General features: G+C 68.2%; 28 protein-coding genes. 5 read left to right on the forward strand and 23 right to left on the reverse strand.

Annotation, left to right across the window (positions count from 1 at the left end; genetic code table 11):
- Positions 1-44: 44 nt before the first annotated feature.
- The 8 genes from ACLHG5_RS10930 to ACLHG5_RS10965 form a co-directional block, all read right to left on the reverse strand.
- Positions 45-2,006: a cytochrome c oxidase assembly protein gene (locus tag ACLHG5_RS10930; protein ID WP_411316675.1), complete on the reverse strand. Its 1,962-nt coding sequence runs from the start codon at positions 2,004-2,006 to the stop codon at positions 45-47.
- Between the two features lie 114 nt (positions 2,007-2,120).
- Positions 2,121-2,408, reverse strand: coding sequence for an HU family DNA-binding protein (locus ACLHG5_RS10935; protein WP_411316674.1), 288 nt, complete (start codon positions 2,406-2,408; stop codon positions 2,121-2,123).
- Positions 2,409-2,517: 109 nt separating this feature from the next.
- Entirely contained in the window at positions 2,518-2,823 is a 306-nt protein-coding gene (gene rpsN, locus ACLHG5_RS10940; RefSeq protein WP_411316673.1) for a 30S ribosomal protein S14, read from the reverse strand.
- 2 nt (positions 2,824-2,825) lie between these two features.
- The gene (rpmG, locus tag ACLHG5_RS10945) at positions 2,826-2,993 is read right to left on the reverse strand and encodes a 50S ribosomal protein L33 (RefSeq protein WP_022901381.1); all 168 of its coding nucleotides are present in this window, start codon (positions 2,991-2,993) and stop codon (positions 2,826-2,828) included.
- A complete protein-coding gene (gene rpmB / locus ACLHG5_RS10950) occupies positions 2,993-3,229 on the reverse strand; it encodes a 50S ribosomal protein L28 (RefSeq protein ID WP_411316672.1) in 237 nt (78 codons plus the stop codon). Before rpmB ends, rpmG begins: the two co-directional genes overlap by 1 nt.
- A gap of 227 nt (positions 3,230-3,456) precedes the next feature.
- Positions 3,457-3,855, reverse strand: a complete 399-nt coding sequence (locus tag ACLHG5_RS10955) for a Fur family transcriptional regulator (protein ID WP_411318996.1) — start codon at positions 3,853-3,855, stop codon at positions 3,457-3,459.
- Positions 3,856-3,885: 30 nt separating this feature from the next.
- Complete coding sequence (locus tag ACLHG5_RS10960) at positions 3,886-4,755, reverse strand: metal ABC transporter permease (RefSeq protein ID WP_411318837.1); 870 nt, start codon at positions 4,753-4,755, stop codon at positions 3,886-3,888.
- Positions 4,755-5,567, reverse strand: coding sequence for a metal ABC transporter ATP-binding protein (locus ACLHG5_RS10965; RefSeq protein WP_411318997.1), 813 nt, complete (start codon positions 5,565-5,567; stop codon positions 4,755-4,757). The genes ACLHG5_RS10960 and ACLHG5_RS10965 overlap by 1 nt, the downstream gene beginning before the upstream one ends.
- 151 nt (positions 5,568-5,718) lie before the next feature.
- Between ACLHG5_RS10965 and ACLHG5_RS10970 the strand changes: the two genes are divergently transcribed.
- Positions 5,719-6,534, forward strand: coding sequence for a DNA-formamidopyrimidine glycosylase family protein (locus ACLHG5_RS10970; protein ID WP_411318839.1), 816 nt, complete (start codon positions 5,719-5,721; stop codon positions 6,532-6,534).
- Here the strand turns inward: ACLHG5_RS10970 and ACLHG5_RS10975 are convergent.
- The 5 genes from ACLHG5_RS10975 to ACLHG5_RS10995 all read right to left on the reverse strand — a co-directional run bounded on the left by ACLHG5_RS10975 (position 6,531) and on the right by ACLHG5_RS10995 (position 12,679).
- Positions 6,531-7,580, reverse strand: coding sequence for a metal ABC transporter solute-binding protein, Zn/Mn family (locus ACLHG5_RS10975; protein WP_411318841.1), 1,050 nt, complete (start codon positions 7,578-7,580; stop codon positions 6,531-6,533). The genes ACLHG5_RS10970 and ACLHG5_RS10975 overlap by 4 nt on opposite strands.
- A gap of 169 nt (positions 7,581-7,749) precedes the next feature.
- Positions 7,750-9,174, reverse strand: coding sequence for a dihydrolipoamide acetyltransferase family protein (locus ACLHG5_RS10980; protein ID WP_411318842.1), 1,425 nt, complete (start codon positions 9,172-9,174; stop codon positions 7,750-7,752).
- Between the two features lie 15 nt (positions 9,175-9,189).
- Positions 9,190-10,155, reverse strand: a complete 966-nt coding sequence (locus tag ACLHG5_RS10985) for an alpha-ketoacid dehydrogenase subunit beta (RefSeq protein ID WP_411317281.1) — start codon at positions 10,153-10,155, stop codon at positions 9,190-9,192.
- 206 nt (positions 10,156-10,361) lie between these two features.
- Entirely contained in the window at positions 10,362-11,450 is a 1,089-nt protein-coding gene (locus tag ACLHG5_RS10990; RefSeq protein ID WP_411318998.1) for a thiamine pyrophosphate-dependent dehydrogenase E1 component subunit alpha, read from the reverse strand.
- 119 nt (positions 11,451-11,569) lie between these two features.
- Positions 11,570-12,679, reverse strand: a complete 1,110-nt coding sequence (locus ACLHG5_RS10995) for a histidinol-phosphate transaminase (RefSeq protein ID WP_411318843.1) — start codon at positions 12,677-12,679, stop codon at positions 11,570-11,572.
- A gap of 95 nt (positions 12,680-12,774) precedes the next feature.
- On the opposite strand from ACLHG5_RS10995, the gene ACLHG5_RS11000 reads away from it, so the two are divergent.
- Positions 12,775-13,182: a phage holin family protein gene (locus tag ACLHG5_RS11000; RefSeq protein ID WP_411316666.1), complete on the forward strand. Its 408-nt coding sequence runs from the start codon at positions 12,775-12,777 to the stop codon at positions 13,180-13,182.
- A 30-nt stretch (positions 13,183-13,212) separates the two neighbouring features.
- On the opposite strand, the gene ACLHG5_RS11005 is transcribed toward ACLHG5_RS11000, so the two are convergent.
- Entirely contained in the window at positions 13,213-14,763 is a 1,551-nt protein-coding gene (locus ACLHG5_RS11005) for a hypothetical protein (RefSeq protein ID WP_411318844.1), read from the reverse strand.
- Complete coding sequence (locus ACLHG5_RS11010; RefSeq protein WP_411318845.1) at positions 14,760-15,113, reverse strand: hypothetical protein; 354 nt, start codon at positions 15,111-15,113, stop codon at positions 14,760-14,762. The genes ACLHG5_RS11005 and ACLHG5_RS11010 overlap by 4 nt, the downstream gene beginning before the upstream one ends.
- 168 nt (positions 15,114-15,281) lie before the next feature.
- Here ACLHG5_RS11010 and ACLHG5_RS11015 point away from each other — a divergent pair, with 168 nt between their 5' ends.
- The gene (locus tag ACLHG5_RS11015) at positions 15,282-15,806 is read left to right on the forward strand and encodes a low molecular weight protein-tyrosine-phosphatase (RefSeq protein WP_411318846.1); all 525 of its coding nucleotides are present in this window, start codon (positions 15,282-15,284) and stop codon (positions 15,804-15,806) included.
- Positions 15,803-17,185 (forward strand): adenylosuccinate lyase, encoded by a 1,383-nt coding sequence (purB, locus tag ACLHG5_RS11020; protein WP_411318848.1) that lies wholly within the window; start codon positions 15,803-15,805, stop codon positions 17,183-17,185. The genes ACLHG5_RS11015 and purB overlap by 4 nt, the downstream gene beginning before the upstream one ends.
- 16 nt (positions 17,186-17,201) lie before the next feature.
- Here the strand turns inward: purB and ACLHG5_RS11025 are convergent, their stop codons facing one another.
- The 7 genes from ACLHG5_RS11025 to rpsF all read right to left on the reverse strand — a co-directional run bounded on the left by ACLHG5_RS11025 (position 17,202) and on the right by rpsF (position 21,885).
- Complete coding sequence (locus ACLHG5_RS11025; RefSeq protein ID WP_411318849.1) at positions 17,202-17,519, reverse strand: hypothetical protein; 318 nt, start codon at positions 17,517-17,519, stop codon at positions 17,202-17,204.
- Positions 17,516-18,196, reverse strand: a complete 681-nt coding sequence (locus ACLHG5_RS11030) for a hypothetical protein (protein ID WP_411318850.1) — start codon at positions 18,194-18,196, stop codon at positions 17,516-17,518. Before ACLHG5_RS11030 ends, ACLHG5_RS11025 begins: the two co-directional genes overlap by 4 nt.
- A 168-nt stretch (positions 18,197-18,364) precedes the next feature.
- Complete coding sequence (gene dnaB, locus ACLHG5_RS11035) at positions 18,365-19,756, reverse strand: replicative DNA helicase (protein WP_411316659.1); 1,392 nt, start codon at positions 19,754-19,756, stop codon at positions 18,365-18,367.
- A 424-nt stretch (positions 19,757-20,180) separates the two neighbouring features.
- A complete protein-coding gene (rplI, locus tag ACLHG5_RS11040) occupies positions 20,181-20,633 on the reverse strand; it encodes a 50S ribosomal protein L9 (RefSeq protein WP_411316658.1) in 453 nt (150 codons plus the stop codon).
- A gap of 11 nt (positions 20,634-20,644) precedes the next feature.
- Positions 20,645-20,908, reverse strand: coding sequence for a 30S ribosomal protein S18 (gene rpsR, locus ACLHG5_RS11045; protein ID WP_411316657.1), 264 nt, complete (start codon positions 20,906-20,908; stop codon positions 20,645-20,647).
- Positions 20,909-20,955: 47 nt separating this feature from the next.
- On the reverse strand, positions 20,956-21,477 hold the full coding sequence (locus tag ACLHG5_RS11050) for a single-stranded DNA-binding protein (protein ID WP_411318851.1): 522 nt from the start codon (positions 21,475-21,477) through the stop codon (positions 20,956-20,958).
- Between the two features lie 3 nt (positions 21,478-21,480).
- Entirely contained in the window at positions 21,481-21,885 is a 405-nt protein-coding gene (gene rpsF, locus ACLHG5_RS11055; protein WP_411316655.1) for a 30S ribosomal protein S6, read from the reverse strand.
- A gap of 149 nt (positions 21,886-22,034) precedes the next feature.
- On the opposite strand from rpsF, the gene ACLHG5_RS11060 reads away from it, so the two are divergent.
- A complete protein-coding gene (locus ACLHG5_RS11060) occupies positions 22,035-23,105 on the forward strand; it encodes an inositol-3-phosphate synthase (RefSeq protein WP_411317279.1) in 1,071 nt (356 codons plus the stop codon).
- Positions 23,106-23,144: 39 nt separating this feature from the next.
- On the opposite strand, the gene ACLHG5_RS11065 is transcribed toward ACLHG5_RS11060, so the two are convergent.
- Positions 23,145-24,572 carry a CCA tRNA nucleotidyltransferase gene (locus tag ACLHG5_RS11065; protein ID WP_411316654.1) on the reverse strand — a complete coding sequence of 476 codons (1,428 nt, stop codon included), beginning with the start codon at positions 24,570-24,572 and terminating at the stop codon, positions 23,145-23,147.
- Between the last annotated feature and the right edge of the window lie 101 nt (positions 24,573-24,673).

Below are 24,673 nucleotides of genomic sequence, written 5' to 3' on the forward strand. Positions count from 1 at the left end.
TCGGGCGAGCGGCCGTGCGGCCGTCCCCGCACCGGTGCCTGCGATCAGCGACGCTCGCCGAGCCCCGCGAGCATGTCGTTGTATTCGGTGAGGTCGGCGTCACCGTCGCGGTCCGCCTTGCGGTCGAGTCTCGTGGCATCCTTCGTATCGCTGCGGAACCACATGAACGACACGATGATGGCGAGAGCGATCGTCGGAATCTCGCCGATGCTCCACGCGATGCCGCCGCCCGCCTGTTGGTCGGCGAGAGCGGAGAGGCCCCAGTCCCGCCCCATCGCGCCGTACCAGTCGGCGAGCAGGAGGCCGGTGCCCTGCATGAGGGAGAGCCCGAAGAAGGCGTGGAACGCCATCGTTCCGAGCAGGAGGAGAAGCCGCAGCGGATACGGGGCCCGATACGGCACCGGGTCGACCCCGATGATCGACTGCACGAAGAGGTAACCCGAGATGAGGAAGTGCACGATCATGAGCTGGTGTCCGATGTGATCCTCGGTCGCCCAGCGGAAGGCCGGAGAGTAGTAGAACGCCCACAGCGAACCCGTGAAGATCACGGCCGTGACGATGGGGTTGGCGAGCACACCGGCGATCTTCGAGTGCACACCGAGCATGAGCCACTCGCGCGGACCCCGACTGCCGTCGGATCGCTTGCGGATGGCGCGGAGCGCGAGAGTCACCGGCGCCGCGGGCACGAGCAGCACCGGGATCATCATGCCGAGCATCATGTGTGCGAGCATGTGCGCGCTGAAGAGGTACTTCTCGTAGGCGTTGACCCCGCCGTTGGTCACGTAGAAGAGCATCGTGAGCCCGAGCATCCACAGGATGGTGCGGTGCACGGGCCAGGAGTCGCCCCTCCGGCGCAGACGCACGACGGCTGCGAGGTAGAAGAACGCGAGGAACCCGATCGCGAGAACCCAGATCACGTCGAGCCGCCACTCGGTGAAGTAGCGTGCGAGAGTGAGCTCGGGAGGCAGCGGCTCACCCGTGAGGATGTACGACGGGGTCGTCGTGACCTCCACCTGCGGAACGAGGGGGTCGGTGCGCGCGAGAGCCGCGGCGACGCCCGATGCCACACCCATGAACGCGAGTTCGGCCACGATGAGCCACGAGAACGCCGCCGTGCGCGACCCGTCGGCCCGCTGCATCCGCCCGATGAGAAAACGGCGTTGCACTGCCCCGAAGATGCCGAGGGTGATGAGGGCCACGACCTTGACGAGAACGAGGATGCCGTAGGGCCGCACGAGACCGTCGAACGAGCCGACGCGCAGCGCCGCGTTCACGTAGCCGGAGACCGCCACGACGATGAAGCTCACGAGGGCGAAGCTCGAGTACCGCCCCACGATGACGCCGATGCGCTCGGTGTCGAGCGTCGAGCGCACCGCGATGATCGCGAGCAGCCCCCCGAGCCAGATCGACGCGAAAACGAGGTGGAGTCCGAGCGACGAGATCGCGGCGTCGTGACCGGACGCCCCCGCCGAGTGCCCCTGCAGCGCGAGCGGAATGAGGCCGACGACGGCGAACGCGGTGACGAACAGGAGGAGGGTCTGGTTGCGCACCGCGAAACACAGCACCGTCGTGGTCGCCGCGACGAGGGTCGTCGCGAGCCACCACTGCCCGAGCTCGACCTGGGTCACGAACTGGCCGAGCAACTCACCGAACTGGGGCTCGAGCGAGAGCGGCTGGAGGTAGAGATTGAGGAAGGTGAAGAACCCCGTCGTCGCGGAGGCGACCGCCCAGAACGCGGCACCCGCGGCGGCGAAATCGAGCACGCGGTCGAACTCGGGGCGCTGCCTGCTGAACACGAAGCACGCGAGCACGAGAGACCCGATCGTCGCTGCGGCACCGATGTTGACGAGCATCTTGGCGATCGGCAACCCGTAGCGCACGACAGGGCCGGGGTCGGCGAACTGCGGGGGCCTCGCCCCGCCGCCGACCTGGAGGGCGACGAGAAGACACACGACGGCCACAACGAGAAGGGCCGCCGGGGCGGCTATTCGAACGGACCTCGGCACCGGATAAGCCTAGGCGAGAGCGGCTGGGCGCCGGTCGGGAAGGGCGCCATCGACGCGACAGGGGACGGCTCCCTCGCGGGTGCCGTCCCCTGTCGGAAACGCGGGTAACCGAAATTACTTGGCAGCAGCCTTGAGCTTGCTACCGGCGCTGACCTTGACTCCGTAGCCTGCAGCGATCTGGATCGCCTCACCCGTCGAGGGGTTGCGGCCGGCACGAGCGGCACGGTGCGTGCGCTCGACGGCGAGCCATCCCGGGATCGAGACCTTGGTGCCTTCGCCGACCGAGGTCGCGAGGGTGGAGAACAGTGCGTCGAGCACGCCGTTGACGGTGGCCTGGCTCTGGCCAGACTCAGCGGCTACAGCTGCGACGAGCTCGGTGCGGTTCAGTGACTTGTCAGCCATTAGGTGTCCTCCTCGGACGTTGTGTTGCAGTACAGGTCTGCTCGGTCAGAACAGTCGAGTGACTGGTTTCCAGTTCATCCTGCGAGAAACCCGCAGAACCGCCTGTAATTTACCAGCTGGACTTCGTGATTCCGGGCAATTCGCCCCGGTGCGCCATGTCACGGAAACGAACTCGTGAGATGCCGAACTGGCGCAGGTTGCCTCGGGGGCGTCCGTCGATGGCGTCGCGGCCGCGAACGCGCACGGGCGAAGCGTCGCGGGGGAGCTTCTGCAGACCCAGGCGGGCCTCCTCGCGCTGCGCGTCGGTCGACGTCGGGTCGACGAGGGCCTTCTTGAGTTCGAGACGCTTGGTGGCGTAGCGCGCGACGATGACCTTGCGCTGCTCGTTCTTGGCAATCTTGCTCTTCTTAGCCATGCTTAGCGCTCCTCGCGGAATTCGACGTGCTTGCGCACAATGGGGTCGTACTTCTTGAGCACGAGGCGGTCGGGGTCGTTGCGACGGTTCTTTTTCGTCACGTAGGTGTATCCGGTGCCGGCCGTCGAGCGGAGCTTGATGATCGGGCGGACGTCTTGCTGCTTAGCCATTAGATCTTCTCCCCACGGGCAAGGAGATCCTTGACCACGGTCTCGATGCCGCGAGCGTCGATGACCTTGATGCCCTTGGCGCTCAGCGTGAGTGTGACGTTGCGGCGAAGCGACGGCACGTAGTAGGTCTTCTTCTGCACGTTCGGATCGAAGCGACGCTTCGTGCGACGGTGCGAGTGCGAGATGTTGTGTCCGAAGCCGGGAATGGCGCCGGTCACTTGGCAGGTTGCTGCCATGGTCTTCTCCTGTTCTACCGTAGGACGCAGACGAATCTGCGAGGCCTACCCAAGGTTTCTTGTCGGCGTGCACGACCCGGGAAAACGAATAATCCGGGGATCTGCACACAGGGAGAGCGGAGAACCCGCTCGCCAACCGGCAACACTATCGGTTCGACGCCCCGGAGACAACTCCGGATGCCTGCAATCCCGGGGGTCAGGCCGGGGCACTCATCCCGCTGTGCGGCTCAGGACGCCGCGGCCGCCGCCGAGCACGCTCGACACAAGCCGAAGACGTCGACCACGTGGCTCGGTTGCGTGAACCCGTTCTCGGTCGCGACCTCGTGCGCCCACGCTTCGACGGCGTGCGCCTCGATCTCGACGGTGAGTCCGCAGTTGCGGCAGATGAGGTGGTGGTGGTGCTGACCGGGGGTGCACGCCCGGTAGAGCGCCTCGCCCTGATCGGACTGCAGTGAATCTGCTTCCCCCTCGACGGCGAGGTCGGAGAGCGCGCGATAGACGGTCGCGAGCCCGATGGGCGACCCTGTGTCGCGGAGCTTCGAGTGGAGCGATTGCGCACTCACGAAACCATCGTTGCCGCCGAGTGCCTCACGCACCGCTTCACGCTGCCAGGTGTTTCTCTTCACGACCACGATCTCACCCTTTCCGTCGCCAGTTTATGCCGCGCGAGCTGTGACCCCGGTGGTCTTGCGGCGCCCGCCGCGAGGGCCGACGAGTCGGCACACGACGTAGATCGCGAACGAGATCGTCGTGACGAAGGGGCTGATGGGCAGGGAACCCGCGAGCGAGAGCATCGTGCCTCCGACCATCGAGACGACCGCGAACACGACACTCAAGAGCGGCGTGAGGAACGGTGAAGCCGTCACGCGCATCGCGGCCGCAGCGGGCGTCACGAGCAGGGCGAGCACGAGAAGCGCCCCGACGATCTGGATCGACACCGCCACGGCGAGCCCGAGCAAGACCATGAACACGACCGAGATCGCCGTGACCGGGAGGCCACGTGCGCGCGCGACATCCGCGTCGACACTGGCGAAGCTCAGCGGCCGCCACATGATCGCGAGGCCGACGATGACGACGACCGACAGCGCCACGAGCAACCCGAGGTGCTCGTTGTCGACCGACACGATCTGCCCCGTGAGCAACCCGAACTGGTTGGCGCTGCGGCCCGGATAGAGCGCGAGAAAGAGGATGCCGAGGCCCAGGCCGAAAGGCATGAGCACGGCGACGATCGAGTTGCGTTCCCGCGCGCGCACCCCGAGGGCTCCGATCAGGAGTGCCGCGATGAGCGACCCGATCGTCGACCCGAGCACGACGTTCGCGCCGAGGAGAAGCGCCGCGGCAGCGCCGGCGAACGACAGCTCGCTGATGCCGTGAACCGCGAACTGCAGGTCGCGCTGCATGACGAAAACCCCGATGAGGCCCCCGACGATGCCGAGCAGGGCCCCGGCGTAGAGCGAGTTCTGCACAAGCACGAGCAACTCGCCGTAATTCTCGAAGCTGAAGAGCGTCGACCACACCTCGGTCATCAGTGCCCGCCCCCACCGTGGTGCTCGACGTGGTGCACGTCGTGGTCGTGGGCCCCGTAGCCGTCGGGTGCACCGATGACGATGATGCGGCCCCGACTGCGGATGACCTCGACGGGAGTGTCGTACATGTAGGAGAGCACCTCGGAGCGCAGCACCTCGTCGGGCGTGCCGATGCGGAACTGCCCGCCCGCGAGATAGAGCACGCGGTCGACCATGCCGAGGATCGGGTTCACGTCGTGCGTGACGAAGACCACCGCGGTGTCGAGCTCGCGGCGCTTCTCGTCGATGAGATCGCTCACGGCACGCTGGTGGTGCAGGTCGAGAGAGAGCAGGGGCTCGTCGCACAGCAGGATGCGCGGGTCGCCCGCGATCGCCTGGCCGACGCGGATGCGCTGCTGCTCGCCGCCCGACAGCGTCGCGACCGGCGAATCGGCGTAGTCGCTCGCCCCGACCGACGCGAGCACGGCATCGACGCGCTGTCGCACGGCCGCGGATCGCACCGGGAGCCCCCAGCGGTGGCCGTCGATGCCGAACGCGACGAGATCGCGGGCGCGCAGAGGAGTGCCATGCTCGAGCAGCTTCTGCTGCGGGATGTAGCCGATGTCGCGGCTGCCCCTGGTCACCTTCTGGCCGAGGAGCTCGACGGTGCCCGACGTGAGCGGCTGCTGCCCGAGAATCGTCTTGAGCAGGCTCGTCTTGCCCGTGCCGTTCGGACCGAGCACGGCGAGGAACTCGCCCCGCTCGAGCTCGAGGTTCAGGTTGCGCCACAGCGGCCGGTCGCCGAACGAGAGGGTCGCGTTGCGGAGGCTCAGAACGGATGCGTCGCGCGACGAGGTCACTCGAGGTCTCCGATCGGGATGGGACTGCAGACATCCGCAGCTCGGGTCCGCCCGCGGAGGCATGGTGATTGTGATTCTCATTATGACGGCTTTGCCTGACAGCGGCGACTCGTAGGCTGCCGTCGTGCCCGAAGGAGACAGCGTCTATCGCCTCGCGGAGCGGCTGCGGCCCGCCCTCGACGCGCGGCTCATTGTCGAGGGAGAAACCCGATCCGGCGACGCGGCGGGCACGTCGCTTGCGGGGTGGACGATCACCGGCCACGACACCCACGGCAAACACCTCCTCACCCGCTTCGACAGCGGGATGACACTGCACACGCACTTGCGCATGCAGGGGTCGTGGACGATCACCGCGCCGGGGCGCCGCATTCCGCGCCGCCTGCTGCACGACGTGCGCGTGCGCATGCAGACGAACGAAGGCCACACGGCGTGGGGGATCGACCTCCCCGTCGTCGACCTCGTGCGCACGGCAGACGAAGCCACGGTCATCGGCCACCTCGGGCCCGACCCGCTGCGGGCCGACTGGAACGCGGATGACGCGGTGCGTCGCATCGCGACCGCCCCGGGCCGCTCGGTCAACGCGGCCCTCCTCGACCAGCGCAACCTCGCCGGGCTCGGCAACCTCTGGGTCAACGAGGTGTGCTTCCTCCGCGGACTCGACCCGTGGAGGCGTGTCGGCGACATCGACGTCGCGGCGCTCGTCAGCACCGCATCGCGCGCACTGCGCGCCTCGGTGACCGTTCCGGGCATGTTCCAGACCACGACCGGGATCACCCGCCGCGGCGAGCGGCACTGGGTCGTCGGCCGCGCCGGCCGGCCGTGCCTGCGGTGCGGCACCGCCGTCTCGGTGCGCGGCGAGGTGGCGGGCGACCCCGAACAGCGACGCACGTGGTGGTGCCCGCGGTGCCAGCCCGCGGCGGCACCCGCGGGCGCCGACTAGTCGATCGCCGCCGAGATCTCGTCGATGTTCGACGACATCCAGGTGAGATAGGACTCGCCGTCGGGCAGGGTCTCGGTCAGCGACACGACCGGCACGCCGGCATCCTCAGCGGCGTCGCGCACCTGCTCGGTCTCGGGCCCCGCCGTCTGATCGTTGTAGGCGAGGATCGCGACCGAACCGTCGTCGAACAGACCCAGGGTGTCGCTGAGCACGGCGGGGGAGACATCCGTTCCCTCCTCGATCGCCTCGGAGAAAGCGTCGGGGGTGCGGTTCACGAACCCCATGGCCTCGAGGAGGTAGACGGGAACCGGCTCGGTGATCGCCGCACCCGCGCCGTCGACACCGGCCTGGGCGTCAGTGGCCCGGGTCTCAAGGGTCTCGAGCTCGGCAGCGAAATCGTCGTAGTTCGACTCGAACGTCTCGGCGTTGGCCTCGTCGAGCTCGCCGAGCTCGTGGGCGAGCTCGTGGGCGAGCTCGTCGACGGCACCGAAGCTGTACCAGACGTGCTCGTTGAAACCCTCGATGTGGGCGTGGCCGTCGTGGTCGTCGTCGGTGTGGTCGTCGTCCCCGTGGTCGTCGTCCGCGTGGTCGTCGTCCGCGTGGTCATGGTCGTCCTCGGCATGCTCGTCATCCGCGTGATCCTCATCCGCATGCTCGTCACCGTCGATGAGCCCGGAGAGTTCGCTCGCGTTGAGCACGACGACATCGTCGGAACCCGACGCCGAGAGCATCGTGTCGATGAAGGGGTCGTATCCGCCGCCGTTCTCGATCACGACGTCGGCTCGACTCAGCGCGAGCTGGTCCCTCGCGGTCGCCTCGTAGCTGTGGGGGTCTTGAGCCGCCCCCGAGATGATGGGCGTGACATCGGCGAGGTCCCCCGCGACGACCGCGGCGATGTCGCCGTACACGTCGGTCGAGGTCACGATCTGCAGTCGCGCATCGTCACTCCCCGACGGGTCGGCGGCGGGGGCGCATCCCGCGAGGGTGAGCGCGGCGATGGACACTCCGCTGATAAGGAGGGTCGAGGTGGCAAGGCGTGAGCGCATGGGGGACTTCCTAAGACGTCAACTGATCGAAATGAGTTTCGTTATCAGTAACGGTACCCCACGCCCCGCCCACAGAACGCAATTTCCGCGAGGGTATGCCGGATCCGGCGTACCCTCGCGGAAATTGCGTTCTCTCGGGGTGGGGTGTGCGCGGGGGCGGGGCCGCGCGCTACTCGAGGAGGAGCGCGGGCTCCTCGATGATGCTCGCGACGTCGGCGAGGAACCGGCTCGCCACGTCGCCGTCGACGACGCGGTGATCGAAGCTCGCCCCGACCGTCGTGACGAACCTCGGGCGCACCTCGCCGTCGTACACCCACGGGCGCTGCTTGATCGTGCCGAGGGCGACGATCGCGACCTCGCCCGAATTGAGGATCGGGGTTCCCGTGTCCATACCGAACACACCGATGTTGGTGATCGTGATCGTGCCGCCCGCCATGTCGGCCGGCGTCGTCTTGCCGTCGCGCGCCGTGAGGGTGAGCTGCTCGATCGCCTTCGCGAGGTCGAGCAGCGAGAGGTCTTGCGCGTCTTTGATGTTCGGCACGAGCAGCCCGCGCGGGGTCGCCGCCGCGATGCCGAAGTTGACGAAGTGTTTGACGATGATCTCCTCGTCGGTCCACTGCGCGTTGACCGTCGGGTTGCGGCGCACGGCCCAGATCATCGCCTTGACCATGATGAGCAGGGGGGAGACCTTGACTCCGGCGAAATCGGTCGAGGTCTTGAGCCTCTTCACGAACTCCATCGTGCGCGTCGCGTCGACGTCCACGAAGAGGCTCACGTGCGGCGCGCTGTATGCCGTCTTGACCATCGCGGTCGCGATCGCCTTGCGCACGCCCTTCACCGGGATGCGCTCCTCGCGCTCCGGCGACCACTCGGGGGTCTCGATGTTGCGGAACAGGCTCGCCTGGCTCGCCGCCCGCACAACGTCGTCGCGCGTGATCTCGCCGACGAGACCCGTGGCCTGCACCGACTGCAGATCGACCCCGAGGTCTTTCGCGAGCTTGCGGATGGGCGGTTTCGCGATGATCCCGAGGGCGGATGCCGCGGGCACCGAGCTCGGGCGCACGGGCGCCGCCGGGGCGGGGCGAGGTTCGGTCGCGGCTGCCGGGGCCGCGGGTGCCGTCTGCCCACCCGGGGTGGGCCGGCGGCGACGCGACGCGACCGCACCCTTGATGCCGTATCCGACGAGAACCGCGCCGGGTTTCTCGTCGTCGGCTGAACCGTTCTCGACCGCGATGCTCGCGGCCGTGTCGGCGACGGTGTCTGCACCCGTGTCAGCGGCCGGAGCTGCGGCGGCGACCGGGGCCAGGCTCGCCGAACCCGCGTCGTCTGCTGAACCCGTCGCTGCGGCATCCGCCCCGCTCGCGACCGTGATGATGGGGGAGCCCACGTCGACGGTCGCGCCTTCGTCGACGAGCACCGCGGTCACGGTCCCCGCGAACGGCGACGGCAGTTCGACGAGCGACTTGGCGGTCTCGATCTCGACGAGCACCTGGTTGACGGTCACGGTGTCGCCCGCGGCGACCTTCCACGACACGATCTCGGCTTCGGTGAGGCCTTCGCCGACATCGGGGAGGAGAAAGTCTTGCGTGCTCATGTGTGTCCTTCGTGCCTAGTAGGCGAGGGCCCGGTCGACCGCTTCGAGAACGCGGTCGGCGTCGGGCAGGTAGGCCGTTTCGAGTTTGGCCGGGGGGAACGGCGCGTCGAATCCGGTGACCCGCAGCACGGGGGATTCGAGCGAATAGAAGGCGCGCTCGGTCACGGTCGCCGCGATCTCCGACGAGACGCTCACGTGCCCCGGCGCTTCGGAGGCCACGACGAGCCGGCCGGTGCGGCGCACCGACTCGACGATCGGGTCGTAGTCGATGGGGGAGAGCGAGCGCAGGTCGACGACCTCGATGCTCGTCCCCTCGGCGGCGGCGAGTTCGGCGGCCTGCAGCAGAACGGTGATCATCGCGCCGTGGCCGACGACGGTGACATCCGTTCCCGTGCGCACGACGCGGCTGGAGTGCAGCGGCACCGCGCTCTGATCGAGGTCGACCGGACCTTTGTGCCAGTAACGGCTCTTCGGCTCGAAGAACATGACCGGGTCGTTCGAGGCGATTGCCTCCTGGATCATCCAGTAGGCGTCGTTGGGCGTGCTCGGGCTCACGAGGCGCAGGCCGGGCGTGTGCGCGAAGTAGGCTTCGGGGCTCTCCTGGTGGTGCTCGACGGCACCGATGTGTCCGCCGTAGGGAACGCGGATGACGACGGGCATCTGGATCTGGCCCTCGTGCCTGTTGGTCATCTTCGCGAGCTGCGAGGTGATCTGGTCGAAGCCCGGGAAGATGAAGCCGTCGAACTGGATCTCGAGCACCGGACGGTAGCCGCGCATCGCGAGCCCGATCGCGGTGCCGACGATTCCCGACTCGGCGAGGGGGGTGTCGAGCACGCGCTTCGCCCCGAACTCGCGCTGCAGGTGCTCGGTCACGCGGAACACCCCGCCGAGCGGACCGATGTCCTCGCCCATGAGCAGCACGCGGTCGTCGGCGGCCATCGCGGCGCGGAGTCCGGCATTGAGCGCTTTGGCGAGCGGCATCGTCACGGTTCCGGTCGCGGGGAGGGCCGAGGCATCCGCTGCTCCGGCTGCGACACCGGCGCGAGCGTCGGGGGTCGCCGCGGCGCGGAGCCCGGCCGCCTCGCGATCGGCCGCCTCGCGGTGCGGCGCGTCGGTGTCACCGACGGGCGAGGTGTCTCCGCCGGTAGAGGTGTCGATGATTGCCGGGGCGTCGGCGTCGAGGTCGGTCATGCGTCTTCTCCATACGACGACTCGTAGCGGCTCAGCCAGTCGCTCTGCGCGCTCGTGAGGGGGTGCGGTTCGCTGTAGACACTGTCGAAGATCAGGTCGGCGGCGGGCGATTCGAGCTCGAGGGTGCGACGACGGATGTCTGCGGCGAAATCCTCGGCTTCGGTCGCGACGTCGGCGAAGAACGCGTCAGCCTCGCCGCGCGAGCGCAGGTAGGTCTCGAACCTCTGGATCGGGTCACGCGCGATCCACGACTGCAGCTCCGAGTCGGCGCGGTACTTCGTGGGGTCGTCCGACGAGGTGTGCGCCCCGATGCGGTAGGTGAGCGCTTCGACGAATCGCGGGCCGTGGCCGCTGCGCGCGTCGTCGAGGCTCGCCGCGGTGACGGCGTAGCTCGCGAGCACGTCGTTGCCGTCGACCTGCACCCCGGGAACACCGAACCCGGCTGCACGCTGCACGAGCGGAACCCGCGACTGCACGCTCACCGGAACCGAGATGGCCCAGTGGTTGTTCTGCAGAAAGAAGACCTGGGGCGTCTGATAGCTCGCGGCGAACACGAGCGCCTCGTTGAGGTCACCCTGGCTCATCGCCCCGTCGCCGAAGTAGACCAGCACGGCCTCGTCGGTGTCGAGGTCGCCCGTCGCCGTCGTGCCGTCGAACCCGATCCCCATCGCGTATCCGGTCGCGTGCAGTGTCTGCGAGGCGATCACGAGCGTGTAGAGGTGGAAGTTGCCCGACTCCGCGGGGTTCCACCCTCCGTGGGTCACCCCGCGCAGAAGACGGATGATGTCGAGCACGTCGACGCCGCGGATCATCGCGACGGCGTGCTCGCGATACGCCGGGAAGATGTGGTCTTGGGCTTTCGCCGCGTGGCCCGAACCGACTTGCGCGGCCTCCTGACCCATGCTCGGCACCCACAGGGCGAGCTGGCCCTGACGCTGCAGGTTGGCCGCCTCGACGTCGTACCGTCTGATGACGACCATGTCACGGTGGAAACGGCGCAGCTGCTCGTCGCTGAGGGCCTCGACGTAGGGGAGGTACTCCTCCGAGGCACCTGTCACCGACATCGTGCCCTCGGTCGACAGCATCCGCACGGTCTCGACGGGGGGAGCTACATAAGCGGATCGTGCCACGGTGACCTCGCAGTCCTGTTCGTTCATCGGGCGCTGCCGACACGGCGCGACGCCGGTCGCCCGACGTCGAAGTTCTAATCTAGTGCGGGCGCGCCGGGCGACATTGGTAGGTGTCGCACAACCTCTCGGGCAGCCCTTAGGAGTTTGTCCACGGATTCGTGCTCGCCGATGGACACGCGGATGCCGTCGTCTCCGAGCGCTCGCACGACCACACCGTGCTCGAGGAAGATCTCGGCAGCGCGCACGGAGTGTTCGCCCGTCGCGAGCCAGACGAAGTTCCCCTGGGGTCTCGGAACGCTCCACCCCTGGTCGAGGAGCGCCTGCCACACCTCGTCCCGCAGGGCTGAGAGGCGCGCGACACGGTCGAGCAACTCGGCCTCGTGGTCGAGGGCCGCGATCGCACCGCGCTGGGCCGCCTCGATCACCGAGAGGGGCACGGCGGTGGTGCGCGCGGCGTCGAGCACGTACTCGGGGCCGAGAGCGTAGCCGAACCGGAGTCCGGCGAGCCCGTAGGCCTTGGAGAAGGTGCGCAAGACGACGAGGTTCGGGTGCCGGTCGAGCAGGTCGGGCGTGCCCGATACGGCGTCGGGATCGGTCACGAACTCGGCGTACGCCTCGTCGAGCACCACGAGCACGTCGCTCGGAACGCGCGTCATGAAACTCGCGAACGCCGCCGCCGTCACGGTCGTGCCGGTCGGGTTGTTGGGGCTGCACACGAGCACGAGCCTCGTCGCCGAGGTGATCGCGTCGGCCATCGCCTCGAGGTCGTGTTCCCCCGTCTCGGCGATGAGGGGAACGGTGACGCTCGTCGCGCCCGCGACGGTCACGAGGCCGGGGTACGCCTCGAACGATCGCCACGCGAACACGACCTCGTCTCCGACGGTCGCCGCGGCCTGGATGAGCTGGGAGAGGATCGCAACCGAGCCCGCGCCCACGTGCACCCTCTCGGCGGCGACCCCGTGTCGCTCGGCGAGGCGCGCGCGCACGGCGGCGGCCGATCCGTCGGGGTAGCGGTTGACGGATGCCGCGGCGATCGCCTCGACGACGGCGCCGATGGGCTCGAAGGGGTTCTCGTTCGACGAGAGCTTGAACGCGCTCTCGGGCGCCGGCTTGCCCTGGCGGTAGGCCGCGAGAGCGAGTATGTCGGGGCGGAGGCGAACACGCGATCCGGTCGGTTCAGTCACGAGACGAGTGTAGGGGCGGCCCGAGCGCTCCCCGGGTCTGCGCTGTCGGGTCACACCGATTGCACACCCGCGGGCGCGCCGGGCATCATGGGGCCATGAAGAGATTCCTCGTACGACTCGTGGTCAACGCCGTGGCACTGTGGCTCACGACCCTCATCGTCGCGGGAGTCACCGTGGTTCCCTACGAGAACGACGACACCCTCGCGACTGTTCTCACCTACCTCCTCGTCGCCCTCGTCTTCGGCATCGTCAACGGAGTGCTCGGCAACCTCATCCGCATCGTCGCGTTTCCGCTCTACATCCTGACCCTCGGTCTCTTCGCTCTCGTCGTCAACAGTCTCCTGCTGCTGCTCGTCGCGTGGATCACCTCGTTCACGGGCTTCGGCCTCGAGGTCGACGGCTTCTGGTGGGGTGTGCTCGGCGCCCTCGTGCTCGCGCTCCTGAGCTGGCTCATCAGCGTCATCCTGCGGCCCGTCGTCGGCCGGGACGACCACCGCCGCTGACCCGGCGCGGTCTGCGGCACCGCCCGACTCTCACCCCACTCGCGTGAGTGTCTCGTCGCGCGGCACCCGCTCCGCCTCGAACCACGTGCTCGTCACGCGGGGCGGGTGGGCCTCGCCGCTCGGAGGGCCCGCGTTCATGGCGGCGAGCGCCGCCTCCACGCGTGACTCGCCTGCGGCATCCGTCAGCCGTGCCGTGCGCTCGTACTCGTCGAATCGATGCGCCGGTAGGGCGTATGCCGTCGCCTCCTCGTCTTCGCCCACGGCCCTCCGCCTCACGACCACCGCGTCATCCGTCGCCCACGTTCCCCCGGCGGCCGGCACGAGGTCGTCGGTGTGCTCGAGGGCGACCCAGGGGATCTCGGCGGGAACCGCGACCTGGCCCGCCGGCGCCCCGAGCGTCACGACCCCGCGCACGTCGTAGTCTCCGCTCGCCGCGACGGTCGCCGCGATGAGACCCCCTTGCGAATAGCCCGTCATGACCACGGGGGTCTGCGCATCGACTCCCGCGAGCGCCATCGCACGCTCGACGGCGCGCACCGACGCCGCATCGCCCCCGGCGATAGCCGTGACGTTGCTCGTCATGTCCCACGGCTCCTTGGTCGCTTCGAGCGACGGGTCGACCGTGCCGGCCACGAACACCTCGAAACGGGGACCCGTGCTCTCGTCGATGCGGTCGATGCGCACTTGAGCGGAACCCGAAGGGACCCTCGCCGCGCGGTCGGCGATCCCCGTCGGCACCGAGGTCGGCGGCGGCACCGACAGGGCCGCGTTGCTCGGTGTCGTCGTCGAGGGTCCGCTCGACCCCGGCGGTGGGGCCCGGCGCACCCGCACCTCCGTTTCTCTCAGCGCACCCACGGCCCCACCCGCTGCGATCAGCAGCGACGCCGAGGTCGCGAGGCCGACGAGCCCGAGTCCGTCGTCTCCGAGGAGTTCGGTGACGACCCCCGGCACTCGTGCCACGCCGAGGAGGGTGTCGTCGACACCCATGACCGCGTGCCTCACGAGGGTCACGAGAGCGGGGTCGCTCAGCAGCGTCTTCCGCTCGCCGACCCAGCGCCGTGTCGCCTCGCCGACGGCGAGCGCCTGCTCGGGCGCGAGAGCGGTGAGCGCACCAGCGAGACCGCCCCCGGCCGCGAGCGCCGACACGACCCCCGGGAGGAGGAGCACGCCGACCGTCGACGCGAGGAGTCCGACGCCGGCGCCGACTCGCGACGTGAGACCGCGCGCGAGACCGTCGACGAGGTCATCCGTCGCGCCGTAGATCTCGGCGCTCGCGCGCAGGGCGCGAGCGAGTGCGGCGGCGCGAGCGGCGATCGTCACGAGAATCGCCCGCCCCTCGGCCACGCCGCTCTCGGCGCCGGCCAACACCCCGATCGCGTCTGCCGCCTCGAGTTGCGTCGCCGTCACCGACGCCTCGATGCGATCGAGAGACCGGATGCCCGCCTCCGCCTCGGCCGCGACACGATCGAGGCTGTGCGCGAGACGATAGAGGTCTGCGGTTGCGACGGACACGACGCCCCCGCCACTCACGGTGATCGAGCGGTCGTCGGCGCCGCCCCCGACGCCCTCGCCGCCTGTCACGGATAGCTCTGCAAAGCGACGCGTCCCCGCGTCGTCGCCTCCGCGGCCGCCGAGAGGGTCGTGGACGCTCGCGCCATGGTCTCGCCGAGCTCGAGAACGGCGGTGTGGAACATCCGCTCCGCGGGCCCCGCCCAGCCGGTGTCGGCCGTGAGCGGCACCGTGGCGCGCAGTTCGTTCCAGAGCGCGCTCGCGGCGGCGAGAGCCGCCGCCCGCTCGGCGAGAATCGGATCGAGCGCCGCCCGTTCGCCCGTGACGCGAGCACGACGGGAATCCCACGCCGACGAGAGGTCGACGAGAACGTCGGGCGGGGCGATCACGCGGTGCTCCGCGTCGTGGGGTGGTCGAGCCATCACGGGGTCCCTTCGGTTCTGGCTCGCACCCAGACTGTCGAATCATCCGCGCGCCTCGCGGCGGGGTCGACGAGACTGCGGAGGCAGAGTCGCCCGGCGCGCGGGGGAGGGCGGGACCCCGACCCGGGAGACCGGCCGGGCGGCACCGTTGTGGGCCACAATGGGTCAATGAGCTTCGACCGTGCCCTCGCCGAGGCGCCGGTGTTCCGCATCTGCTTCGTCTGCACGGGAAACATCTGCCGGTCTCCCATGGCCGAGGTCGTATTCCGCGACATCGTCAAGCGGGCGGGCTACGAGGGCGCGATCTCGGTCGAATCCGCAGGCACGGGTGACTGGCACGTCGGCGAGCGATCGGACCACCGCACCGCCGATGCGCTCGCCTCCCGCGGGCACGACGGATCCGCCCATCGCGCGCGGCAGTTCGACCCCGCGTGGTTCGACAGGCTCGACCTCGTGGTCGTCTTCGACCGCAGCCAGGAGCGCACGATCAAGGCGTGGGCGCCCGGCGACGCCGACCGCGGCAAGGTCGCCCTCCTGCTGAGTTTCGATCACGAGCAGTCCGCGCAGATCGACGTGCCCGACCCCTACTACTCCGACGCGGCGATGTTCGACGCCGTGCTCGACATGATCGAGAGGGCGAGCGACGCCCTCTTCCGGCAACTCAAGCCGGGAATACGACTGGGAGCCCCATGACTCTGCCCGACCAGCCCATCAGCCCCCTCGACGGACGCTACCGCTCCGCGGTCTCGACGATCGGGGAGCACCTCTCCGAGGCGGCGCTCAACCGCGCGCGCGTTCTCGTGGAGGTCGAGTGGCTCATCGAGCTCACCGACCGGTCACTGTTCGGGTCGACGCCTCTCGAGGCCTCGGCCAAGGAGTCGCTGCGCGCCCTCGTGACCGACTTCGGTCAGGCCGACATCGACGAGCTCGCGGCCCTCGAGGCGACGACGCGCCACGACGTCAAAGCCGTCGAGTACTACGTTCGTGCGCGACTCGACGCCCTCGGGCTCTCATCGATCGCCGAACTCACCCACTTCGCGTGCACGAGCGAAGACGTCAACAACCTCGCATACGCCCTCACGATCCGCTCGGCGATCACGGATGTCTGGTTGCCTGCGGTCGAGGCGGTCGTCGCCGTTCTCGACGACCGCGCGCACGCCCACCGCGATGACGCGATGCTCGCCCACACGCACGGTCAGCCCGCGACCCCCACGACGGTCGGCAAGGAGTTCGCCGTCTTCGTGCACCGCGTTCGCCGCGTGGTCGCCCAGGTGGAGGCCACGAGCTACCTGGGCAAGTTCAGCGGGGCCACGGGCACGTTCGCCGCCCACCTCGCTGCCGCGCCCGACGAGGACTGGCCCGAGATCGCCCGCTCGTTCGTCGAGCGCCTCGGGCTCGAGTTCAACCCGCTTACGACGCAGATCGAGTCGCACGACTGGCAGGCCGAGCTGTACTCGCGCGTGAGTCACGCCGGTCGCATTCTGCACAACCTCGCGACGGATGTCTGGAGCTACATCTCTCTCGGATACTTCACGCAGATCCCCCAGGCGGGTGCGACCGGGTCGTCGACGATGCCGCACAAGATCAATCCGATCCGTTTCGAGAACGCCGAGGCGAATCTCGAGATCGCGAGCGCGCTTCTCGACTCCCTCGCCGCGAGCCTCGTGACCTCCAGGCTGCAGCGCGACCTGACCGACTCGACGACGCAACGCAACATCGGCGTGGCGCTCGGTCACTCGGTGCTCGCGCTCGACAACATCCGCCGCGGGCTCGGCGAGATCGACGTCAACCGCGTTCGTCTCGCCGCCGACCTCGACGGCAACTGGGAGATCCTCGGCGAAGCCATCCAGACGGTCATCCGCGCCGAGATCACGGCGGGTCGCAGTTCGATCTCCGACCCCTACGCCCTTCTCAAAGACCTCACGCGCGGCCGACGCGTCGGTCAGGCCGAGCTCGTCGAGTTCGTCGACGGTCTCGACATCGGCCCCGACGCCAAAGCCCGCTTGCGCGCGCTCACCCCGCCCGACTACTCGGGTCTCGCGAGCCAGCTCGTGAGCCGACTCGACCGCTGACGGCCTCGACGGGCGCCTAGTGGAAGGTCGGGCCCTCGTCGGGCCCGCGGGGAGGCAGCTCGCGCGAGGCGGCGTCGCGAGCGGCGTTCTCGCTCTTGCTCGTCGCCGTCTGACCGTCGATGTCGGTCTGTTCGGCATCGTCGGGGGTCGCCACGAGGGCGAGCATCGCGATGACCACGAGCGTCACGATGAAGACGATTCCGGCGCCGATGAAGGTGATGTCGAACTGCCGCGTCGACATGAGCACGACGAGGCCCACGACGATGGCGGCGCCACCGGAGAATGCGAGCAGTTCGAGGGGGCGGAAGCGCTCGCGGCGGCTCGGGGTGGTCACAGTGTTTCGCCCTTCACAGCGTTCGCGCCCTGCTCGGCGCCGTTCGTGGCGCCCGGCGCCGTGTCGGTTCCCCACTTGGCCGAGAGTCCGGCGATCACGAGGTACACCGCAATGATCGCAGCATAGGCTCCGAGCAAGCCGACCGCGACGACGGCGGCGTCGAGCACTCCCGACACCCCCTCCTCCTCGCCGCTGAAGGCGAGGGTGAAGTCGGGCGGGATGAACGCGAACGCGACGCCGAACGCGAGAGTGAGACCTCCCGTGGTCATCCAGTCGACCGCGGCGACGTGGCGTCGGCGTGCGCGCACACCGCTGTAGAGCTCGAGGCCCCCGGTGAGCACGGCCCACGTGATGACGAGAACGAAGATCGCGCCGACGTTCGTTTCGCGTGCGACGAAGGCGAGCACTCCCGCGAGCACACTCACGGCGCCCTGGGCGATGAGGTAGCTCCGCGAGGGAGTGCCTCGCAAGCGAGCGGCCGCGGTGATCGCGACGAGAGCGCCGCTGATGCCCGCGAACAGGCCGAAGGCGAGCAGACCGAGCTCTGCGGAGTGGTCGAGCGAGAAGGTGATGACGACGGCCGTGATCGCCGCGGGAACAGCGCGGACGAGGGGAATCGGCCAGTAGGCCGCGCGCTGAGCCGGATCGTCGGTCCGGTCGACTGAACGAGTGTTCATGGGTCGGGCCCTCCTCGAGTGTGTCGGCCGGATGTGCCACTCGAGTTTACGCGCGCTCGCCCGGCGTCGAATCCGCCGATGCCGGAGCGGCGATCCCCTTGACCACGGACACGGTCATCTGTGCCCCGAAGATCCGCCGTCCGACCTGGAGGTCGCGCTCTGATCCGATCAGCCGCCGGGCGCCATGTCGGTGAAGCGCGAGAAGTGCCCCTGGAACGCGACCGTGACGGTGCGCGTGGGGCCGTTGCGGTGCTTCGCGACGATGAGGTCGGCTTCGCCCGCGCGCGGGTTCTCTTTCTCGTAGGCGCTCTCGCGGTGCAGCAGCACGACCATGTCGGCGTCTTGCTCGAGCGAACCCGACTCGCGGAGGTCGGAGAGCGCGGGCATCTTGTCGGAGCGCTGCTCGGGTCCACGGTTGAGCTGCGAGAGCGCGATGACAGGAACCTGGAGCTCCTTCGCCATGAGCTTGAGCGCGCGAGAGAACTCGCTCACCTCTTGCTGCCGCGACTCGACCTTCTTGCCCGACGTCATGAGCTGCAGGTAGTCGATGATGACCATCTTCAAGCCGACCTTCTGCTTGAGTCTCCGGCACTTGGCACGGATCTCGACGAGAGTCATGTTGGGGCTGTCGTCGATGTAGAGGGGCGCGTCGTTGATGCGTCCGCGCGTCGCCGCGATCGTCGTCCAGTCGCGGGAGTCGACGGTTCCCTTGCGCATGTTCTGCAGCGGAACGGATGCCTCGGCCGAGAGCAGTCGCATGGCGATCTCGCTGCGCCCCATCTCGAGCGAGAAGAAGATCGACGGCATGTCGTGCTTGATCGAGGCCGCGCGGGCGAAGTCGAGCGCGAGAGTCGACTTACCGAGCGCGGGACGCGCGGCGATGATGATGAGCTGCCCGCCGTGCAGACCGTTCGTGAGCTCGTCGAGCTCGGCGAAGCCCGTGGGCACTCCCGTCATCGAGCCATCGCGACCCTTGGCCGCTTCGATCTCGTCGATCGCGGTCTCGACGGCGACGGTCAGAGGGATGAAGTCTTCTGCTTCGACGCCGCCCGTGACGGCGTAGATCTCGGCTTGAGCGTTGTTGACGAGATCGACGACCTCGCCCTCGCTCGCATACCCCATCTGCACGATGCGCGTTCCCGCTTCGACGAGCCGGCGCAGAACAGCCTTCTCGGCGACGATCGTGGCGTAGTAGCCCGCGTTGGCGGCGGTGGGCACGAGCCCCGTGAGCGTGTGGAGGTAGTCGGCGCCACCCGCTCGCGTGAGCTCGCCGCTCTTCATGAGTTCGTCGGTCACCGCGATGACGTCGGTGGGCTCGCCGTGGGAGTAGAGCGAGAGGATCGCGTCGAAGATGATCTCGTGACGCGGCATGTAGAAGTCCATGGCGCGCACCGACTCGACGACATCGGCCACGGCGTCTTTGCTCAGGAGCATTCCGCCGATGGCGCTCTGCTCGGCGAGCAGGTCGTGGGGTGGGGTGCGCTCCGACTGGCGCTGCTGGTCGCTCCGAGAATCGGATGACTGGCCTGACTGAGCGATTCCCAGATGAGTGATCGACATCGCACACCTCCTTCTCGCTGAGTTCTATCGCACGCTACCGTCATCCGACATGCCGGTCGGGAGGGTCCGCGGGGCCGACGCCGGTACGGCGTCGAACGACACCCCGGGGGCCGGATCACACCCTAGGAAGAGGTGAGCGACGACCCCAAGCGCCCCTGTGGATAAAACTGTGGAATTAACGGGAGAAATCGCGGCTGCTGTGTGGGCAAGCTGTGGAGAGATCTGTGTAGAACTCCTCCACTTCAGCCCTTCACTCCCCTCTCACCAGGGGTTTCATTGTCACATGCCTGTGTGTAGAAACAGGGGTAAACACGAGGTTGAGACTTTCGCTCGACACGCCGTGCTGTGCATAAAAACCTTGACAAGACGACGAAACGGCGGCGCCGGGCCTGAGGCCCGACACCGCCGTCGCGATGAGGTCGTGCTACTTCGCGGCAACCACCTGGAGGGTGATCGTCGCGATGAGGTCGTCGCGCAGACGCACGGTCGCCTCGTGCTCACCCGTCGCCTTGATGGCGGTGGTGATCTCGATCTTGCGCTTGTCGACCGAGCCGATGCCCTGAGCGGCGACAGCGTCAGCGATGTCCGACGCCTTGACCGAACCGAACAGTCGACCGCCCTGGCCGGCCTTGACCGTGAGCTTGACGCTCGTGGCCTCGAGCTTGGCCTTGAGGTCTTTCGCCTCTTCGATCGTGGCGTGCTCGCGCGCAGCGCGGGCAGCCTTGATCTGGTCGATCTGCTTCTCGCCACCACGGCTCCACGTCACCGCGAAGCCCTGGGGGATGAGGAAGTTGCGCGCGTAGCCGTTCTTGACGTCGACGACGTCACCGGGCGCGCCGAGGCCGGTGACCTCGTGCGTGAGAATGAGTTTTGACATGTCGATGCTCCTTAACGGCCCGAGCCGGCGTAGGGAAGCAGAGCCATCTCGCGCGCGTTCTTGACGGCGCGGGCGATGAGGCGCTGCTCCTGCACGGAGACACCGGTGATGCGACGGGCGCGGATCTTTCCACGCTCCGAGATGAACTTGCGAAGGGTCGCGACGTCTTTGTAGTCGATGACACCCACGCGGATGGACTTCGCCGGGGCGGCGTTCTTGCCGCCCTTGGCGGTCCGGAGGGGCTTACGGCGATCGCCGCTGCTCTTTCCAGCCATGATTTATCTGCTTTCAGTAGAAGTTGTCGAACGAGGGGTTCTGAGAATCAGAACGGGGTCTCGTCGTTGAAGCTGCCGGGAGTGTTCCAGACGTCTTTCCCGCCCGAAGCACCACCCTGAGCGGCCGGTGCGGACGGTGCCCACGGCTCGTCGGCGACCTGGCCGCGGTTTCCACCGCCACCACCGCCCCCGCCGTCACGTGAGCTCGACGCGCGTGTCACCTGAGCGGTCGCGTAGCGCAGCGACGGACCGATCTCGTCGACCTCGAGCTCGATGCTCGTGCGCTTCTCGCCCTCTTTGGTCTCGTACGAACGCTGCTTGAGTCGACCGGTAGCGACGACGCGAGCACCCTTCGTGAGAGAGCCGGCGACGTGCTCGGCGAATTCACGCCACACGCTCGCGCGCAAGAACAGGGCCTCGCCGTCTTTCCAGTCGTTCGCCGCGCGGTCGAAGGTGCGCGGCGTCGAGGCGATCGTGAAGTTCGCAACCGCGAGCCCGTTCTGCGTGTAGCGCAGCTCGGGGTCGCTCGTGAGGTTGCCCACCACGGTGATTACGGTTTCGCCGGCCATCGACTACTCGGCGGCCTGAGCTGCGGGAGCGGCGTCGGATGCGGCGGGCTTCGACGGAGCGGCTGCCTTGCGGGCGGCCTTCTCTGCGGAGAGCTTCGCGGCCTCTTCGACCTGAGCGATGGCCTCTTCGGCACGCAGCACCTTGGTGCGCATGACGGCTTCACTGAGACCCAGCTGGCGGTCGAGCTCCACGGTTGCGGCGGAGTTCGCGGTCAAGGCGACGACGGCGTAGATGCCCTCGGTCTTCTTGTTGATCTCATATGCGAGACGGCGGCGGCCCCACACGTCGACCTTGTCGATCGTGCCGCCATCGTTGCGGATGACGTTGAGGAACTTGTCGAGACTGGGAGCAACGGTGCGCTCGTCGATCTCGGGATCCAGAATGACCATGAGTTCGTACTGATGCATGACTAACCCACCTCCTTCGGACTGAAACGGTCACAGACGGTCTGTGACAGGAGGGTTCTGCATGTGTTGCGGGCCACCGTGTAACGGGAGCCCGGGCAACCTGCCTAGTGTAGTCAGTGAGTACTGCAACTATCAAGGAGTCCTACCCCATGTCGCTTCGTGTCGCCCTCGTCGGTGTCGGAAACTGTGCCAACGCTCTCGTGCAAGGCGTGACGTTCTATCGGGACGCCGCGGCCGATGACGTCATCCCGGGGCTCATGCACTCGCAGTTCGGTCCCTACCGCGTGAGCGACATCGAGTTCGTGTCCGCTTTCGACGTGGATGACGCAAAGGTGGGTGTCGACCTCGCCGACGCCATCTGGGCGAGCGAGAACAACACCCTCAAGTTCGCAGATGTCGCCCCGACCGGGGTCACCGTCCAGCGCGGACCCACGCTCGACGGTCTCGGCGAGTACTACCGCGAGACGGTCGAGGAGTCGGATGTCGCAGCCGTCGACGTCGTCGAGGCCCTGCGGTCGAGCGGCGCCGAAGTGCTCGTGTGCTATCTGCCCGTCGGCTCGGAAGACGCCGCGCGGTTCTACGCGCAAGCGGCGATCGACGCCGGGGTCGCATTCGTCAACGCTCTGCCCGTATTCATCGCGAGCGACCCCGAGTGGGCGGCTAAATTCACCGCGGCAGGGGTGCCGATCGTGGGTGACGACATCAAGAGCCAGCTCGGCGCGACCATCACGCACCGGGTTCTCGCGCGACTATTCGAGGAGCGCGGGCTCGTGCTCGACCGCACCTACCAGCTCAACGTCGGCGGCAACATGGACTTCAAGAACATGCTCGAGCGCCGTCGCCTGCAGTCGAAGAAGATCTCGAAGACCCAGGCTGTGACGAGCAACATCGACAACGAGATCAACGCGCGCGACGTGCACATCGGCCCGAGCGACCACATCCCGTGGCTCGACGACCGCAAGCTCGCCTTCGTGCGCCTCGAGGGTCACGGTTTCGGCGGCGCTCCGACGTCGCTCGAGTACAAGCTCGAAGTGTGGGATTCCCCCAACTCCGCGGGTGTCGTGATCGATGCCATCCGCGCTGCGAAGATGGCGCTCGACGCGGGACAGGGTGGACCGGTCGAGGCAGCGTCGGCCTACTTCATGAAGTCGCCCCCGCAGCAGATGCCCGACCCTGTCGCGCGCGACCTTCTCGAGGCGTTCATCGCCGAGCTGAGCTAGGGGTTCGACCGGCCCGATCCCTGGGCCGTTCGGCGGGGCCTACTCCCGCGCGGCCCACCACGCACGCAGTCGCTTCTCCGCTTCTTCGGCACCGAGCTCGCCCTCGTCGAGCCTCAGCTCGAGCAGGAACGCCCTGGCCTGACCGACCTCGCGCCCCGGGCGCAGGTCGAGGATGCTCATGATCTGCTCGCCGTCGAGGTCGGGGCGGATCGCCGCGAGCTCCTCCTGCTCCGAGAGCACCGCGATGCGCTGCTCGAGGTCGTCGTAGGCGAACCCGAGCCTGTCGGACTTGCGACGGTTGCGGGTCGTTACATCGGCGCGCACGAGAACGTGCAGGCGCTCGAGGAGTGGTCCGGCGTCGCGCACGTAGCGCCGAACCGCGGAATCGGTCCACGCCCCCTCGGTGTAGCCGAAGAACCTCAAGTGCAATTCGATGAGCCTGCAGACATCCGAGATGAACTGCTTGTCGAAGCGGAGGGCCTTGAGTCTCTTCGCAGCGAGCTTGGCCCCGACCACGTCGTGGTGGTGGAACGTCACGACGCCGCCGGGCTCGGTGCGCTTGGTCGACGGTTTGCCGATGTCGTGCAGCAGCGCCGCCATGCGCACGACGAGGTCCGGGGCCCCCTCGAGACCCCGCGACCGCTCGAGTTCGATCGCCTGGTCGAGCACTGTGAGGCTGTGCTCGTAGACGTCTTTGTGGTGGTGGTGCTCGTCGATCTCGAGCCTCAGCGCCGGAAGTTCGGGGAGCGCGAGAGCCGCGAGGCCCGTCTGCACGAGCACTTCGAGCCCGACGCGCGGCCGGGGGGTGAGGAGGAGTTTGGCGAGCTCGTCGCTGATGCGTTCGACCGAGATGATCGACAGCTGCTCGGCGAGCGCCGTCATCGCGCCGAGGGTCGCGGGGTCGATCGCGAAGTCGAGTTGCGACGTGAACCGCGCGGCGCGCAGCATCCGCAGCGGGTCGTCGCCGAACGAACGCTCGGGGGGCCCCGGGGTCGTCAGTCGCTTCGCGAGGATGTCTTCGACCCCGCCGGAGGGATCGACGAGCACGCGGCTCGGCAACCGCAGTGCCATCGCGTTGACGGTGAAGTCACGACGCACGAGGTCGCCTTCGAGGGAGTCCCCGAACTCGACGACGGGTTTGCGGCTCGCTCCGTCGTAGGCATCCGTCCGGTAGGTCGTGATCTCCATGGTGTGGCCGTCGATGCGGGCCCCGATGGTTCCGAACTCGCGACCGATGTCCCAGTGGGCGTCGGAGAGCGGCTTGACGATCTCGAGGATGCGGTCGGGGCGAGCGTCGGTGGCGAAATCGAGGTCGTTGACTTCGCGACCGATGAGGGAGTCCCGCACGGGGCCGCCGACGAGAGCGAGCTCGTGTCCGGCCGCCTCGAAGGCGCGCGCGAGCCGGGCCACGGGGGCTGACGAAGCGAGAGCGTCGAGGCGCTGCACGGCGGTAGCGACGCTGTCCATGCTGCAAAGTTTGTCACAGGCCGTCGGTGCGGCAGGGCCGCGATCGGGCCGCGACCAGGCCACGACCTGCCCGGCGCAGACGGCGCCCCTCGGGTGCCCGC

The organism is Marisediminicola sp. LYQ85 (assembly GCF_046600695.1).
Lineage (GTDB): Bacteria > Actinomycetota > Actinomycetes > Actinomycetales > Microbacteriaceae > Marisediminicola.